Raw genomic sequence first — 14295 nt, 5'->3', positions numbered from 1 at the left:
GCCGATTCCCCCGCGTCGCTAGGAGCAGCCGATGCCACGGCGAACCCCCCGCTTCACTCTCGACAGACTGAGAACTCCCGGCAGATTCCCCGGGTTCCTGAAGACCGCATCCGTATGCGCCCTCATTGCCGGTCTTTTGTCGCCCCTTGCCCAGACGACCGCCGCCGCGGCCGATGTCACCGCGGCGAACGACTACTGCGGCGGCCAGTGTTCCGACATCCTGCCGCCCGGCGAGAACGGCAACGCCACCCTCGCGCAGATCCTGCTCAACCAGGCCTTCGGCACCCAGCCCGACCACGCCGAGGACCAGCTCGGCCCCTACGCCAACCTGGCCAAGGGCTACTCCGGCCTCACCAACGCGACGATCAACACCTTCTTCAACGACGCGTCGTTCGGTGTCGCTTCCGATCAAGTCGCCTCCACCCTGAGTCCGGCCGGCCGCAGCGATGTGACGATCGTCCGCGACAAGAAGACGGGCGTTCCGCACATCACCGGTACCACCAGATACGGCACCGAGTTCGGCGCCGGGTATGCCGCCGCCCAGGACCGGCTGTGGCTGATGGACGTGTTCCGCCACGTCGGCCGCGGCCAGCTCACCACCTTCGCCGGCGGCGACCCCTCCAACCAGGGTCTCGAGCAGCAGTTCTGGCGCAACGCTCCGTACACCGAGGCAGACCTCCAGGCCCAGATCGACAACGCCGTCGCGAACAACGGCACCCGCGGCCAGCAGGCCCTCGCGGACGCGAACGCCTACCTCGACGGCATCAACTCCTACATCGACGCCTCCGACAGCGGTCGCTACTTCCCCGGTGAGTACGTCCTGACCGGCCACAAGGACTCAATCACCAACGCGGGCACCATCGACCACTTCAAGATCACCGACCTGGTGGCGCTGGCCTCGGTGATCGGCGCGCTCTTCGGTTCCGGCGGCGGCGGCGAGGTCAACAACGCCATCTCGCTGCTGGAGGCGCAGGAGAAGTACGGCGTGACCGAGGGCACCAAGGCCTGGGAGGCGTTCCGCGAGCGCAACGACCCCGAGGCCGTCCTCACCGTCCACAACGGCGAGAGCTTCCCGTACGGCGCCAAGCCCGACACCGCACAGGGCCAGGCGCTGCCGGACTCCGGCACGGTCGGCACCCAGCCGCTGGTCTACGACGCCACCGGCACCGGCGCGGACCAGAGCGCCTCCGCCACCGCCGCGGCGGCCACCGCGACCGCCCTCAGCTCGGCGAAGCGCGGCATGTCCAACGCCCTCGTCGTCAGCGGCAAGTACACCGCGAGCGGCCACCCGATCGCCGTCTTCGGACCCCAGACCGGCTACTTCGCCCCGCAGCTGCTCATGCTCCAGGAGATCCAGGGCCCGGGCATCAGCGCCCGCGGCGCCTCCTTCGCGGGCTTGAGCATGTACGTCGAACTGGGCCGCGGCCAGGACTACGCGTGGTCCGCCACGACCTCCGGCCAGGACATCATCGACACCTACGCGGTCGAACTGTGCCAGGACGACTACCACTACCTCTACCACGGCACCTGCACGGCCATGGACGTGGTCGAGCAGAAGAACTCCTGGAAGCCGACCACCGCCGACGACACCGCGGCGGGCTCGTACACGATGCGGGTGTACCGCACCAAGTACGGCCCCGTGGAGTACCGGGCGACCGTAGGCGGCAAGAAGGTCGCCTACACCACCCTGCGCTCGTCGTTCATGCACGAGGCCGACTCCATCATCGGCTTCCAGATGCTGAACGACCCGGACTACGTCAAGAGCCCGCAGACGTTCCAGAGCGCGGTGCAGCACATCAACTACACCTTCAACTGGTTCTACGCCGACTCCACGCACACCGCGTACTACAACAGCGGTGACAACCCGGTGCGCGCGACCGGCGTCGACTCCGAGTTCCCGGTGTGGGCCCAGGCGGCGTACGAGTGGAAGAACTGGGTGCCGGCCACCAACACGGCCACCTACACCGCGGCCTCGGAGCACCCCAACTCCATCGACCAGGACTACTACGTCTCCTGGAACAACAAACAGGCCCTGAACTACACCACGGCCTCCTGGGGCGACGGCTCCGTGCACCGCGGCAACCTCCTGGAGAGCCGGGTCAAGGCGCTGGTCGCGGCCGGCGGGGTCACCCGGGCCTCCCTGGTGAAGGCCATGGCGGACGCCTCGCTCGCGGACCTGCGCGCCGAGAACGTCCTGCCCAACCTGCTGAAGGTGATCAACAGCTCCACGGTCACCGACTCCACGGCCGCGGCGGCGGTCACCAAACTCCAGACCTGGCTGACCGCGGGCGCCAAGCGCACCGAGACCTCGGCCGGTTCGAAGGCGTACGCCAACGCCGACGCGATCCGCATCCTGGACGCGTGGTGGCCGCTGCTGGTCCAGGGCGAGTTCGAATCGGGTCTCGGCACCGACCTGTACACCGCGCTCACCGCCAACCTGCCGATCGACGAGTCCCCGTCGGCCGCCCACGGCCCGACCGGGGCGCACGCCGGAAGCTCCTTCCAGTACGGCTGGTGGAGCTATGTCGACAAGGACATCCGGGCCGTGCTCGGTCAGACGGTGCAGGGCGGGCTGACGCAGAAGTACTGCGGCGGCGGCACGCTCAGCGGCTGCCGGGACGTCCTGATCAGCACCCTGAAGACGGCGGCCGGCAAGACCGCGGCCCAGGTCTACCCGGGTGACACCCTGTGCTCGGCGGGCGACCAGTGGTGCGCCGACTCGATCGTCCAGCGCACCCTGGGCGGCATCAAGCACTACAACATCAGCTGGCAGAACCGGCCCACCTTCCAGCAGGTGGTCGAGTTCACGTCCCACCGCTAGGCGCCACCGGCACGTCCTGCGGCGGCGGGCCGCGTCCTAGGTGATGCGGCCCGCCGCCAGCACCACCCGCGCCAGCTCGGGGTGCACGATGTCACTGTGCGCCCCGGCCGGCGCCCCGCCCCGCCGGACCACCTCGGCGGCGTCCACGTTCACGCACCCCGTGGGCGGCAGTCTCCCGGGCGCCAGCACCTCGGCGAGCCGGTACGCGCGCGTACCCGGCACCGACTGCACCCCGTCGTGTCCCATGGCACCCCACTTGGCGCCCAGCACGTCCCCGATCAGCCCGCGGTCGTCGCCGGCCATCCGGGAGGCCAGCGGGTACATCGTGCTCAGCGCCTGGTCGAACCGCGAGTAGCAGCACACCAGAGGGCCGTCGATCCGGTTCTGATGCCCCTGGAGCACCCCTTGCGCGGCGAACGCGTAGTGCGAGAAGGCCCCCTGGAGCAGCGTCACCGACTTCACCGTGCGCACCCCCTCGGGCAGCCCCCGCAGCGCGAACGACACCAGCCGTCCGCCGAAGCTGTGCCCCACCAGATGCACCCGCACCCCGGGCGCCGCCTTGGCCAGCCGTCCGATCAGCGGCCCGAGCCCCCGCTCGCCGACCGTCCCCGCGCGCCGTTTCATCGCGTAGTACGTCGCCTGCCGCAGCAGTTCCTTCGCCCCGTCCCACGGGTTGGGCAGCGCGAAGCCGCGCACCTCGCCGTCGCCTTCTCCGCCGAGGCCGGCCAGGGCCGTCGCGAACGCGGCGCAGGCCGTCGCCGTCGACCCGGTGAACATCTCGGGCTCGTCCTGCGGCACGCCCTCGGCGAGCGTGTCGGCGGCGAACGGCGCCTGCGGGCCCGGCGGGACCGCGTCCACCAGCTCCCGCACCAGCCGGCCGAACTCCTCCAGCTCGCTCGCCTCCGGCGGCCGCTGCTCCAGCAGCCGCGCGATGCTCTCGACCACCGTGGCCCGGCCGGGGAAGGTCTCCAGGAGCGCGTGCCGGGTGCCGTCGTCCAGCCCCGGGGTCCAGAGCGCCGTCGCCGTGTGCGGGAAGTCGGGGATCGGCTCGTCGCAGAACCGCATCGAGGGCCACACCACGCCCGCGTAGCCGATCCTCGCGGCGGGCGGGGCGAGGGCGGGGACCGGTGCGAAGAAGCCGCTGTAGAGGCGGGTGGCGCCGTCGCGGTCGTTGTTCCAGCCGTGCGAGAAGAGGATCAGGTCGCGGATCTTCCGCTGCTTCACGCCGGTCAGCAGGCGGTCGCGCTGTGCGGTGTCCGCGTCGCCGTCCGCGTCGAAGGTCAGTTCCCAGTACGGGCTCACGCTCATCGTCGGTCGTGCCATGGTTGGCTCCCGTCCCCCGGGGCAGTGCGATGTGCGGCGTATCGTCCTGCTAACCAGGGGAGTTGGCCATACGTCACGGCTTGGGTTTCGGGCGCGGGTATGTGGGGGTTGTCCGCGCAGTTCCCCGCGCCCCTTCGGCGGCGCCTCGGGAGCCCCTTTCCTGCTACATACCGACCGGTTAGTCTGGGGCTGCTGAGCCGTGTCGCGTCGTGTCGAAGGAGACCGATGGTGGGAGCCGTGCAGGGTGCTGGAGTGGTCGTCACCGGAGCCGGAGGCGGGATCGGGGCCGCGTTGGCCCGGCGGTTCGCCGCCGAGGGGGCCAGAGTCGTCGTCAACGACCTGGACGCGGGGCGGGCACGCGCCGTCGCCGAGGAGATCGGCGGGACCGCCGTGCCCGGGGACGCCTCGGCGATCGTCGGCCCGGCCCGGGAGGCGCTCGGCGGCACCGTGGACGTCTACTGCGCCAACGCCGGGGTCGCCTCCGGCGGTTCCGAGGCGGCCGGCGAGGCCGTGTGGGCGCAGGCCTGGGACGTCAACGTGATGGCCCATGTGCGGGCGGCCGAGGCCCTGCTGCCGGACTGGCTGGAGCGGGGCGGCGGACGGTTCGTCTCCACCGTCTCCGCCGCCGGACTGCTCACGATGATCGGCGCCGCGCCGTACAGCGTCACCAAGCACGGCGCCTACGCCTTCGCCGAGTGGCTCTCGCTCACCTACCGCCACCGCGGGATCAAGGTCCACGCGATCTGTCCGCAGGGTGTGCGCACCGGCATGCTGGACGCCACCGGCAGCGCGGGCGACCTGGTGCTCAAGCCGACCGCGATCGAGCCGGAGGACGTGGCGGACGCCCTGTTCAAGGGAATCGAGGAGGACCGGTTCCTGATCCTGCCGCACCCCGAGGTGGCCGGCTACTACCAGGCGCGCGCCGCCGACCCCGACCGCTGGCTGGGCAACATGAACCACCTCCAGCGGAAGTGGGAGGCCGTCGAATGACCGTCTCCCGCTACGCGGCCAAGCCCTGGGTGGCCCTGCTCGACGACGTCCAGCGGGCCCCGATCGACCCCGCCGACTCACTGGTGGAGGCGCTGCGCCGGTCCGTCGCCGGGCACCTCGCCGCGCGCGGCCTGGAGCGCGGCGACCGGGTGGCGGTCCTGCTCCAGAACTCCCCGGCCTTCGTCCTCGCCCTGTTCGGCGCCTGGAAGGCGGGCGCGATCGTCGTCCCGGTCAACCCCATGTACAAGGTGGGGGAAGCCGTGCGGATCGTGCTCACCGCCTGTGAGCTGGACTTCCAGACCCGTGGCGACGCGCGCGTGCTGACCTTCGAACGGCTCCCGCAGGCCCCGGACGCCGACGACCTGACCGCCGTGGCCCGCGCCGGCCACAAGGCGCCGTTCTGGCGGGAATCGGGCGCGATGGCAGGTTGTGGTCGTCCCGGCAGGGGCGTCGCGGCAGGGCCTGCCGGAGGTGCGAGGAGGAGGCCGAACCACCGGCATGGTCTGCCGGCTCACGATGTGTTACCACTTCGCCAAGTGCGCAGCCACCTGCGCTGCCGTCCCGCCGCAGCACGAGGCCCCGGTCGACCTCCGTCCCGGCACGGACGCGGATGCCGATACGCTCGCCGCTTACTGCCAGGACAGACTGGCGGCCTACACGTATCCGCGTCAGGTGGAGATCCTCCCCGACCTGTCCAAGACGGCGAGTGGGAAGATTCTCCGTCGGGAACCGCGTTCCCGAGCGCACGACCAGTAGAACGAGAAGGAAGGCGGGTGGCGGCAGTGCCCAGGACGACGGACGGCTCGGAGGCCCCTGTTCCGCAACGGCTCCTCGCCGCCGCCACCCGGCTCTTCGCCGAGCAGGGCTACGACCGCACCTCCGTGCAGGAGATCGTCGAGGCGGCCGGCGTCACCAAGGGAGCGCTGTACCACTACTTCGGATCCAAGGACGATCTCCTGCACGAGGTGTACGCGCGCGTGCTGCGCGTGCAGCAGGAACGCCTGGACGCCTTCGCGGACGCCGACGAGCCGATCGAGAAGCGGCTGCGGGGCGCGGCGGCCGACGTCGTCGTCACGACGATCGAGAACCTCGACGACGCGATGATCTTCTTCCGCTCGATGCACCATCTCAGCCCGGAGAAGAACAAGCAGGTCCGCGCCGAGCGCCGGCGCTACCACGAACGCTTCCGCGCGCTCGTCGAAGAGGGCCAGGAGGCCGGCGTCTTCTCCACGGCGACCCCGGCCGACCTGGTGGTGGACTACCACTTCGGCTCCGTCCACCACCTGTCCACCTGGTACCGCCCGGACGGCCCGATGGGCGCCCAGGAGGTCGCCGACCACCTCGCGGACCTGCTGCTGCGGGCCCTGCGGCCGTAGAGCGCGAGAGAAGCTATGAGGCATGAGTGAGGCATGAGTAAGGGGCGGTCGTCCATGGCGACCGCCCCTTACCGCTACCGTGTGCCCTACAGGTACTTCTTCAGCTCACGCCGCGCCAGCGACCGCTGGTGCACCTCGTCCGGCCCGTCCGCGATCATCAGCGTGCGCGCCCCGGCGTACAGCTCGGCCAGCGGGAAGTCCTGGCTGACCCCGCCCGCGCCGTGCAGCTGGATGGCCCGGTCGATGATGTCGACGACCGCGCGGGGCGTGGCGATCTTGATGGCCTGGATCTCGGTGTGGGCGCCCCGGTTGCCGACCGTGTCCATCATCCAGGCGGTCTTCAGCACCAGCAGCCGCAGCTGCTCGACCGTCACGCGCGCGTCCGCGATCCAGTTGTGCACCACACCCTGCTGGCCGAGGGCCTTGCCGAACGCCGTCCGGGACACCGCCCGCCGGCACATCAGCTCGATCGCCCGCTCCGCCATGCCGATCAGCCGCATGCAGTGGTGGATCCGGCCCGGACCGAGCCGCGCCTGGGCGATGGCGAAGCCGCCGCCCTCCTCGCCGATCAGGTTCGTCACCGGCACGCGCGCGTCGTCGAAGATCACCTCGGCGTGACCGCCGTGGTAGTGGTCCTCGTAGCCGAACACCTGCATGGCCCGCTTGACGGTGACGCCCGGGGTGTCGCGCGGCACGAGCACCATCGACTGCTGACGGCGGATGTCCGCGCCCTCGGGGTCCGTCTTGCCCATCACGATGAGGATCTTGCAGTCCGGGTTCATCGCGCCGGAGATGTACCACTTGCGGCCCGAGATGACGTACTCGTCGCCCTCCCGCCGGATGAGCGTGGTGATGTTCGTGGCGTCGGAGGAGGCCACCTCCGGCTCGGTCATCGCGAACGCCGAGCGGATCTCACCGGACAGCAGCGGCTCCAGCCACTGCTTCCTCTGCTGCTCGTCGCCGAACTGCGTGAGCACCTCCATGTTCCCGGTGTCGGGAGCGGCGCAGTTCAGGGCGGTGGGCGCGAGCTGCGGGGAGCGGCCGGTGATCTCGGCGAGCGGCGCGTACTGGAGGTTGGTGAGCCCCGCGCCGTACTCGGCGTCGGGCAGGAAGAGGTTCCACAGGCCCTGCCTGCGCGCCTCCGCCTTCAGCTCCTCGACCACGGCCGGCGTGTCCCAGGGGGACGCCAGCGCGGCCCGCTGCTCCTCCGCGACGGCCTCGGCCGGGTAGACGTACTCGTCCATGAAGGCGAGCAGCTTCCCGCGCAGTTCCTCGGTGCGCGCGTCGAACGCGAAGTCCATGGCGGTCAGCCTTCCTGGAGAGTGGTCAGTCCGTGCTCGATGAAGACGGGGACGAGCTCCCCGATCCGGTCGAAGCCGCGCCCGACCGTCTGGCCCAGCGTGTACCGGTAGTGGATGCCCTCCAGGATCACGGCGAGCTTGAACCAGGCGAACGCCGTGTACCAGGAGACGGCCGAGACATCACGCCCCGAGCGCGCCGCGTACCGCTCGATCAGCTCGGCCGGAGACGGGTGACCGGCGGCCGAGGCGGTCGTGGAGATGGGGGAGTCCGGCAGCTGGAGCGGCACGCTGTACATCACCAGCAGGCCCAGGTCGGTCAGCGGGTCGCCGAGCGTGGACATCTCCCAGTCGAGGATCGCCCTGATCCGGTCCTCGTCGTCGATCAGGACGTTGTCGAGCCGGTAGTCGCCGTGCACCACGGCCGGGGCGGGAGAGGAGGGCAGGGCGCGGCCGAGCGCCGCGTGCAGCTCGTCGATCCCGGCCAGGTCACGGCTGCGGGAGGCGTCCAGCTGCTTGCCCCAGCGGCGCAGCTGGCGGTCCAGGAAGCCCTCGGGACGCCCGAAGTCGGCCAGTCCCACCTCGGCCGGGTCCACCGCGTGCAGCTCGACCAGCGTGTCCACCAGCGACAGCACCGCGCCCCGGGTGCGCTCCGCGCCGATCGGGGCCAGCTCGGCGGCCGTGCGGTACGGGGTGCCGTCGACGAACTCCATCACGTAGAAGGGCGAGCCGAGGGCCGCCTCGTTCTCGGGGTTCTCGCACAGCAGCACCGGCCGCGGCACCGGCACGTTCGTCGGGTGCAGGGCGCTGATCACCCGGTGCTCGCGCTTCATGTCGTGCGCGGTGGCCAGCACATGGCCGAGCGGGGGCCGCCGTACGACCCACTTGTCCGTGCCGTCGCCGATCTCGTACGTGAGGTTCGACCGTCCGCCCTCGATCAGCCGGCCGGTGAGGGGCCCGGCGACCAGACCGGGGCGCTCGCGCTCCAGCAGGGCGCGCAGTCGGTCGAGGTCGAGACCTGGCGGGTGGTCGGGGCTCATGACATCGCTCCTACGGACGGGTGAAGACTACCCACCCATCATGCCGACCGGTCGGTATGTAGTCCAGTGGCGGCACGCGACGTGATCGGCCCCACCCTAGGCCTTTCCGGCCGCTCCCGCCGGGCATCCGGGTTGCGCGGCACTCGATCACCCCGGAGGGTCGGTGACATGAAGGGCATCAGCTACAGCCGTTACGGCGGTCCCGAGGTGCTGGAGTACGGCGAGATCCGCGACCCCAAGGTCGGCCCCGACTCGGTGCTGGTCAGGGTCCGGGCGGCGGCCGTCAACCCCGTCGACTGGAAGTGCCGCGAGGGATATGTGGACCCCGTGCTCGACGCCGTCTTCCCGGTGGTGCCCGGCTGGGACGTCTCCGGAGTGGTCGTCCGGCCGGGGGTCGCGGTCTCCGAGTTCACGGCCGGCGACGAGGTCGTCGGGTACGTCCGCGAGGACTTCCTCTCCCGCGGCACCTTCGCCGAGTTCGTCGCCGCCCCCGTGCGCACCCTGGCCCGCAAGCCCCGCAACCTCACCTGGGAGGAGGCGGCCGGACTGCCCCTGACCGGCCTCACCGCCCTCCAGGTGCTGACCCGGGTGCTGAAGGTCCGACGCGGCGAGACGGTCCTCGTCCACGCGGCCGCGGGCGGCGTCGGCTCGATCGCCGTCCAGCTCGCGCGGCACGTCGGCGCCCGGGTGATCGGCACGGCGAGCGAGCCCAACCACGACTTCGTGCGCTCGCTCGGCGGCGAACCGGTCACCTACGGCGAGGGGCTCGCCGAACGGGTGCGCGGGCTGGCCCCCGAAGGGGTCGACGCGGTGTTCGACACCGTCGGGGGCGACACGCTGAAGGTCTCCGCCCAGCTGCTGGCCCCGGAGGGCCGTCTGGCGTCGATCGCCGACGGGGAGGTCGTCGGCTACGGGGGCGTCTACTACTTCGTACGGCCCGACGCCGAGGACCTCACCCGGCTGGCGGAGCTGGTCGAACAGGGCGTGGTCTCCGTGCACGTCTCCGAGACGTTCCCGCTGGAGCGGGCGGCGGACGCGCACCGCCTGAGCCAGGAGGGACGCACCCGCGGCAAGATCGTGGTGACGGTGCCGTGGGAGGACGAACGCGACAGCTCGTAGGGCCGGGCGGGCTAGACCACCAGCGCCGCCGCGCACACCGCCGTCGCCACCGCGCACAGCACCGCGAGGGCGGCCTGCCGAGGAGGGAGCGCGGAGGGTGCCGGGGCCGCGGCCAGGGCGCGGATCCGGCGGTGGGCGAGCAGCAGGAACGCCAGCCACAGCGCACACACGAGGGCGCAGGAGATGATCCCGGCCGCCGAAGCGCCGCCGTGCAGCGCGGTCTTCACGGCGAGCACGGCGGCGACGGTGCTCGACAGGGTCGTCCGCCGCCAGGCCAGTCGCGTCCGCTCCGGCTGGAGTCCCGGATCCCGGTCCGCCACCCCGCTCACCCCGCCCACCCCGTTCATCCGGCCCAGCCGAGCAGCACCACGACCACCATCGCCACCGCCACCAGCGCGACGACCACGCTCAGCAGGGCCGGGAAGCGCGACGCCGGCAGATCCTCGCCCCGGCGCATCGCCCGCTCGCAGCGCATCCAGTGGTTCACCGCGCGCAGCGAGCACAGCACGCCCGCCGCCAGCAGCGCCAGCGCGAGACCGACCCGCCAGCCCCAGCGCAGGTCCGGCAGGAACTGGTCCACCGCGAAGCCCCCGCCGATCAGCGCGAGCGCGGTCCGCAGCCACGCCAGGAACGTGCGCTCGTTGGCCAGCGAGAACCGGTAGTCCGGGGTGCTGCCCTCCTCCCGCACCTGTGCGGGCGCGAACCACAACCGGACGTTCCGTACGAAGGCGATCACGCCCAGGACCCTACCCGGCGGCTCTCGCGGGGGCGTTGTCAGTGCCTCCCGTTACGGTTTCGGACATGGACCTCCTGGACCACCCCACGGCACTGGCCGGGTACGCGACACCCGGGCACGGCATCGCCCCCGCCGAGCACCTCCTCGGCCTGCCCGGGTTCTGGCCCGCGTACTACGGCCCGGTCTGGGACGCCTTCGCGGACGACCCGGAGCCCTTCGGCGCGGACCACGCGGACGTGGACGCGGCGGCCGAGGCGCTGTACGAGGGGACGGCCGTGTGGCCGGCGTTCCGGATACCGCTGCCGCAGGGGCGGACGGTGTGGGTGGTGCACCGCAACCTCCCCGACGACTCCGGCACGGACTACCTGCTCACGGACCCCGGCCTGCCCCGCGAGCGGGAGCTGGCGGCCATCGAGGGGCACTTCAGGGGACCGGGGCTGTCCTGGCCGGACCTGGTCGCCCTGGCCCACGCGGCACCGGCGGACGCCGAGGGGGTCGGCGACCCGGACCGGCGGCTGCTCCTGCTGCTGCCCGCCTACGGCGACGCCGACACGCCGGTCGAGGAGGCGCGGGAGCGGATAGCGGCCGCGCTGGTCGCCGTCGGTGTGGATCCGCGGGCGGCCCCCGCCGCGGCCGTACGGTTCCTCGACCACCCCTTCTGGGAGAGCCCGTACTGGCCGGGACCGGGCGCCGGCCCGCTCAGCGGCGGCGCCGCACACCCGCCGATACGCCAGGCCCTGCTCAGCGCGCTGCCCGGTACTCCTTGAGTCGTTCGTACGCCGCGAGTCCGTCGGGCACCCACTCCCACTCCGGCAGCCGCCGTTCGACCTCTTCCTCGGGCAGGAAGGCGTGCCAGGCGACCTCCTCCACCTGAGGGCTGACCGGCGCCTCGCAGCGCACCTCGTAGACCGCCGACCACCAGCTTCCGCGGGCGCCGCCGTCGTACAGGAACTTGAACAGGAACCCCGGGCGGGGAAGCCCGCTCACGCCGAGTTCCTCCTCGGCCTCGCGCAGGGCGGCCTCGTCGTAGGTCTCGCCCGCCCCGACCACCCCGCCGACGAACATGTCGTACAGGGAGGGGAAGACCAGCTTGGACGAGGTGCGGCGGTGCACGAACAGCCGGCCCTCGGCGTCCCGGGCCTGGATGAACACACACCGGTGCCGCATCCCCTCGGCATACGCCCGCCCCCGCGGGGCCTGTCCGACGACCCGGTCGTTCTCGTCGACGATGTCGAGGATCTCGTCAGCAGCGCTCATACGCCCATCCAAGCAGCCGCGCGCCGACGGCGGGACCGGGCCCGCCCCGGGACTACTGGGTCTGGAGGCTGCTGACCCGCTCACGCGGTGCGGCACCCGAGGGCATCGCCGGGTGCATGCCCAGCAGCACGATTCCCGCGACCACCGCGGCCAGCCCCGCCGCCTCCCAGGCCAGCGCGCCGGTGTCGGTGTGCAGCCGGTCGCCGAGGAAGCCCACCCCGCAGACGATCCCGGCGAGCGGCTGGGCCGCGGTCAGCGCGGGCAGCGACATCCGCAGCGGTGCCGTCTCGAAGGCGCTCTGCACCAGCACCAGCCCGGTCACACCGAGCGCGAGCACCGCGTACGGCTGCCAGCCGGTGAACAGTTCGCCGAGTCCGCCCGCGGAGAAACGCTGGCCGCTCACCCGGGTCAGGGCGTCCTGGACGCCGTAGAGCAGCCCGGCCGCGAGGGACAGCAGCACCGGGCCCGAGCTGAGCCGGGAGCGTTTGGCGTACGCGGTGAGCAGCAGCGCCACTCCGACCATCACGCCGATGATCAGCCAGTGCCGCAGCGGATCGGTGACCGCGGTGCCGCCGCGCGGCTGGCCCGCCACGATGAACGCGGTCACCCCGCCGGCGAGCAGCGCCAGGCCCGCCCAGCCCTGGCGGCCCAGCGGCTGCCGGGTCTGATGGCGGGACAGGGCGAGCGCGAAGAGCAGATTCGTCGCGAGCAGCGGTTCGACCAGGGAGACCTCCCCCTGCCCGAGGGCGATCGCGCCGAGCACCATGCCCGCCACCATGAGACCGATACCGCCCAGCCAGCGCGGCACCTTGATCAGGTCGAGCAGCAGCCGGGGCGACAGGAAGTCGCCGAGCGGTGCCTTCTGGGCGGCGTTCTGCTGGAGCACGAACCCGAAGCCCAGGCAACAGGCGGCGCTCACGGCGAGAACAAGAACCAGAACCGACACGCTGCGTACCTCGATCATCCGGTCGGGCCACGGACGGGGTGCGTAGGTGCCCGACTGTAGCCTCCCAGCGCCCTGCATGCCCCCGGGAGGCCGTAAGGCCATGGTGGGCGCTCCCGCCGGGCCGCGCCATGGCGTACGCCACACCGGCCCGGCGCCGGCCCCGGCACCGCACCCCCCACCAGGGCAAGCGCATTCTCAAGTTCCTTGGCCGTCACGGTAGTTGACACCTGTCACAGGCGCCCGGCCCTTGACGCGGGCGGTGACGAGGGGTTTGCTGTGCGTGATCGGTCGATCGCGGGCCGATGCCAGAGCCGTCACCGAGGAGGATGAGGAAGTCCCGCGGTGCCCCTACCCCCACCCACCCGTCGCGGCCGCCGACGCGCCGCCGCCCGGACCCCCGACCCGGCCCTCGACGACACCGAACTGGGTGCCGCCCGAGCCGCGTTGTCCCAGGGCCGCTGGCAGGCCGCCCGCTCCCTGCTCGCCCACACGGGCGACGACTGGGACCGCCGCGCCCACCGCCTCACCGTCCTCGCCCGGGAACCGTACGTCGCCGCCTGGGCGCACGACTGGCTCCTCGCCCACCCCGGCTGCCCCGACGGACGCGTCCTGCACGCCCTCGCCCAGGTCCACCGCGCCCTGCGCGGCCGGGAGGACCCGGCCGTCGCCCGCGCGGCCTGCCGCACCGCCGCCGAGTGCGTGCCCGCCGACCCCACCCCCTGGCTGGGCCTGCTCCTGCTGGAGCGGGCCGGTGGCGCCGAGGCCGTGCGGATCTTCGAGGAGATCCGCGCCCGCCACCGCGACCACCACCACGCCCACCATCTGATGGTCGCCCGGTTCGCCGAGCGCCGCGCCGCACGCGGCCCGGACCCGCTGCACGAGGTGTACGACTTCGCCGCGTGGGCCGCCGAACAGGCGCCCGCGGACTCCCCGCTCGCCATCCTGCCGGTCGTCGCGCACGCCGAGCGCTACCGCGTCCTGGCCGGCCACGGCTTCGCCCCCGCCGACCCGGCCGCCTCCGGGCACTGGCGCGACGACCGCGCCGGGGACGTCATGAAGGCCGCCTTCGACTGGTGGCTGGAGTGGGAGCACGACGGCCACCCCCGACGGCTGGTCGACCTGAACTTCCTCGCCCACGCCAAGGTCTGCGAGGGCCGGGGCGCCGAGGCGGCCGCCCTCTTCCAGCACATCGGCGACCACTTCACGCCCGAGCCCTGGTCCTACCCGGACCGGGCCCCCGGTCCGGCGTTCCGCTCGGCGCGGGCGGCAGCGCTCGGGCCGGTGCCGGCTCCGGTCCCGCAGAGATGAGCCCGTCTGAGAGCTCGGTAAGAAGTGATGACGGAAGTCTGACGGCTCCGAGGAAACCTGGCCCCGCCCCGCCCGCGAGTG

Annotated in this window: 14 protein-coding genes and 1 pseudogene; 8 read left to right on the top strand and 7 right to left on the bottom strand. The window is 72.2% G+C overall.

The window, feature by feature from the left end; genetic code table 11:
- Positions 1-31 precede the first annotated feature (31 nt).
- Positions 32-2821 (top strand): penicillin acylase family protein, encoded by a 2790-nt coding sequence (locus tag ACYQ8Q_RS10535; protein ID WP_460063899.1) that lies wholly within the window; start codon positions 32-34, stop codon positions 2819-2821.
- A gap of 36 nt (positions 2822-2857) precedes the next feature.
- On the opposite strand, the gene ACYQ8Q_RS10530 is transcribed toward ACYQ8Q_RS10535, so the two are convergent.
- Positions 2858-4144 (bottom strand): serine-threonine protein kinase, encoded by a 1287-nt coding sequence (locus ACYQ8Q_RS10530; RefSeq protein WP_460063897.1) that lies wholly within the window; start codon positions 4142-4144, stop codon positions 2858-2860.
- Between the two features lie 225 nt (positions 4145-4369).
- Here ACYQ8Q_RS10530 and ACYQ8Q_RS10525 point away from each other — a divergent pair, with 225 nt between their 5' ends.
- The 4 genes and pseudogenes from ACYQ8Q_RS10525 to ACYQ8Q_RS10510 all read left to right on the top strand — a co-directional run bounded on the left by ACYQ8Q_RS10525 (position 4370) and on the right by ACYQ8Q_RS10510 (position 6510).
- Positions 4370-5134 (top strand): SDR family oxidoreductase, encoded by a 765-nt coding sequence (locus ACYQ8Q_RS10525; RefSeq protein ID WP_460063894.1) that lies wholly within the window; start codon positions 4370-4372, stop codon positions 5132-5134.
- Positions 5131-5544 (top strand): annotated as a pseudogene (locus ACYQ8Q_RS10520) (AMP-binding protein); the annotation flags it as partial. The gene ACYQ8Q_RS10525 and the pseudogene ACYQ8Q_RS10520, both read left to right, overlap by 4 nt.
- An 88-nt stretch (positions 5545-5632) precedes the next feature.
- A complete protein-coding gene (locus tag ACYQ8Q_RS10515; RefSeq protein ID WP_460073245.1) occupies positions 5633-5890 on the top strand; it encodes an AMP-binding enzyme in 258 nt (85 codons plus the stop codon).
- A 26-nt stretch (positions 5891-5916) separates the two neighbouring features.
- Positions 5917-6510: a TetR/AcrR family transcriptional regulator gene (locus ACYQ8Q_RS10510; RefSeq protein ID WP_067250669.1), complete on the top strand. Its 594-nt coding sequence runs from the start codon at positions 5917-5919 to the stop codon at positions 6508-6510.
- 86 nt (positions 6511-6596) lie between these two features.
- Here the strand turns inward: ACYQ8Q_RS10510 and ACYQ8Q_RS10505 are convergent, their stop codons facing one another.
- Positions 6597-7811 (bottom strand): acyl-CoA dehydrogenase family protein, encoded by a 1215-nt coding sequence (locus tag ACYQ8Q_RS10505; RefSeq protein WP_460063892.1) that lies wholly within the window; start codon positions 7809-7811, stop codon positions 6597-6599.
- Between the two features lie 5 nt (positions 7812-7816).
- Entirely contained in the window at positions 7817-8848 is a 1032-nt protein-coding gene (locus ACYQ8Q_RS10500; RefSeq protein ID WP_460063889.1) for a phosphotransferase family protein, read from the bottom strand.
- A 168-nt stretch (positions 8849-9016) separates the two neighbouring features.
- On the opposite strand from ACYQ8Q_RS10500, the gene ACYQ8Q_RS10495 reads away from it, so the two are divergent.
- Positions 9017-9967: an NADP-dependent oxidoreductase gene (locus ACYQ8Q_RS10495; protein ID WP_460063887.1), complete on the top strand. Its 951-nt coding sequence runs from the start codon at positions 9017-9019 to the stop codon at positions 9965-9967.
- 11 nt (positions 9968-9978) lie between these two features.
- Here the strand turns inward: ACYQ8Q_RS10495 and ACYQ8Q_RS10490 are convergent, their stop codons facing one another.
- Positions 9979-10314, bottom strand: a complete 336-nt coding sequence (locus ACYQ8Q_RS10490) for a DUF202 domain-containing protein (protein ID WP_460063885.1) — start codon at positions 10312-10314, stop codon at positions 9979-9981.
- Complete coding sequence (locus ACYQ8Q_RS10485) at positions 10311-10703, bottom strand: YidH family protein (RefSeq protein WP_460063881.1); 393 nt, start codon at positions 10701-10703, stop codon at positions 10311-10313. Before ACYQ8Q_RS10485 ends, ACYQ8Q_RS10490 begins: the two co-directional genes overlap by 4 nt.
- Positions 10704-10768: 65 nt before the next feature.
- On the opposite strand from ACYQ8Q_RS10485, the gene ACYQ8Q_RS10480 reads away from it, so the two are divergent.
- Complete coding sequence (locus tag ACYQ8Q_RS10480; protein WP_460063879.1) at positions 10769-11470, top strand: hypothetical protein; 702 nt, start codon at positions 10769-10771, stop codon at positions 11468-11470.
- Here ACYQ8Q_RS10480 and ACYQ8Q_RS10475 read toward each other — a convergent pair.
- Both ACYQ8Q_RS10475 and ACYQ8Q_RS10470 read right to left on the bottom strand, forming a co-directional pair.
- On the bottom strand, positions 11445-11960 hold the full coding sequence (locus ACYQ8Q_RS10475) for an NUDIX domain-containing protein (protein ID WP_460063877.1): 516 nt from the start codon (positions 11958-11960) through the stop codon (positions 11445-11447). The two genes, ACYQ8Q_RS10480 and ACYQ8Q_RS10475, sit on opposite strands and share 26 nt — an antisense overlap.
- 52 nt (positions 11961-12012) lie before the next feature.
- Positions 12013-12906 (bottom strand): DMT family transporter, encoded by an 894-nt coding sequence (locus tag ACYQ8Q_RS10470; RefSeq protein WP_460063874.1) that lies wholly within the window; start codon positions 12904-12906, stop codon positions 12013-12015.
- Positions 12907-13248: 342 nt separating this feature from the next.
- On the opposite strand from ACYQ8Q_RS10470, the gene ACYQ8Q_RS10465 reads away from it, so the two are divergent.
- The gene (locus tag ACYQ8Q_RS10465) at positions 13249-14214 is read left to right on the top strand and encodes a hypothetical protein (RefSeq protein WP_460063871.1); all 966 of its coding nucleotides are present in this window, start codon (positions 13249-13251) and stop codon (positions 14212-14214) included.
- The last annotated feature ends 81 nt before the right edge of the window (positions 14215-14295 follow it).

The sequence above is a fragment of the Streptomyces sp. YKOK-I1 genome (assembly GCF_054660435.1).
The sequence above is the reverse complement of the archived record's forward strand: the minus strand, read 5'-3'. Positions and strand labels throughout refer to the sequence as shown.

What these genes read in the sequence shown, in the direction of transcription:
- ACYQ8Q_RS10535 (WP_460063899.1), top strand. Translation starts at nt 32, where the DNA reads ATGCCACGGCGAACCCCCCGCTTCACTCTCGACAGACTGAGAACTCCC.
- ACYQ8Q_RS10530 (WP_460063897.1), bottom strand. Translation starts at nt 4,144, where the DNA reads ATGGCACGACCGACGATGAGCGTGAGCCCGTACTGGGAACTGACCTTC.
- ACYQ8Q_RS10525 (WP_460063894.1), top strand. Translation starts at nt 4,370, where the DNA reads ATGGTGGGAGCCGTGCAGGGTGCTGGAGTGGTCGTCACCGGAGCCGGA.
- ACYQ8Q_RS10515 (WP_460073245.1), top strand. Translation starts at nt 5,633, where the DNA reads ATGGTCTGCCGGCTCACGATGTGTTACCACTTCGCCAAGTGCGCAGCC.
- ACYQ8Q_RS10505 (WP_460063892.1), bottom strand. Translation starts at nt 7,811, where the DNA reads ATGGACTTCGCGTTCGACGCGCGCACCGAGGAACTGCGCGGGAAGCTG.
- ACYQ8Q_RS10500 (WP_460063889.1), bottom strand. Translation starts at nt 8,848, where the DNA reads ATGAGCCCCGACCACCCGCCAGGTCTCGACCTCGACCGACTGCGCGCC.
- ACYQ8Q_RS10495 (WP_460063887.1), top strand. Translation starts at nt 9,017, where the DNA reads ATGAAGGGCATCAGCTACAGCCGTTACGGCGGTCCCGAGGTGCTGGAG.
- ACYQ8Q_RS10490 (WP_460063885.1), bottom strand. Translation starts at nt 10,314, where the DNA reads ATGAACGGGGTGGGCGGGGTGAGCGGGGTGGCGGACCGGGATCCGGGA.
- ACYQ8Q_RS10480 (WP_460063879.1), top strand. Translation starts at nt 10,769, where the DNA reads ATGGACCTCCTGGACCACCCCACGGCACTGGCCGGGTACGCGACACCC.
- ACYQ8Q_RS10475 (WP_460063877.1), bottom strand. Translation starts at nt 11,960, where the DNA reads ATGAGCGCTGCTGACGAGATCCTCGACATCGTCGACGAGAACGACCGG.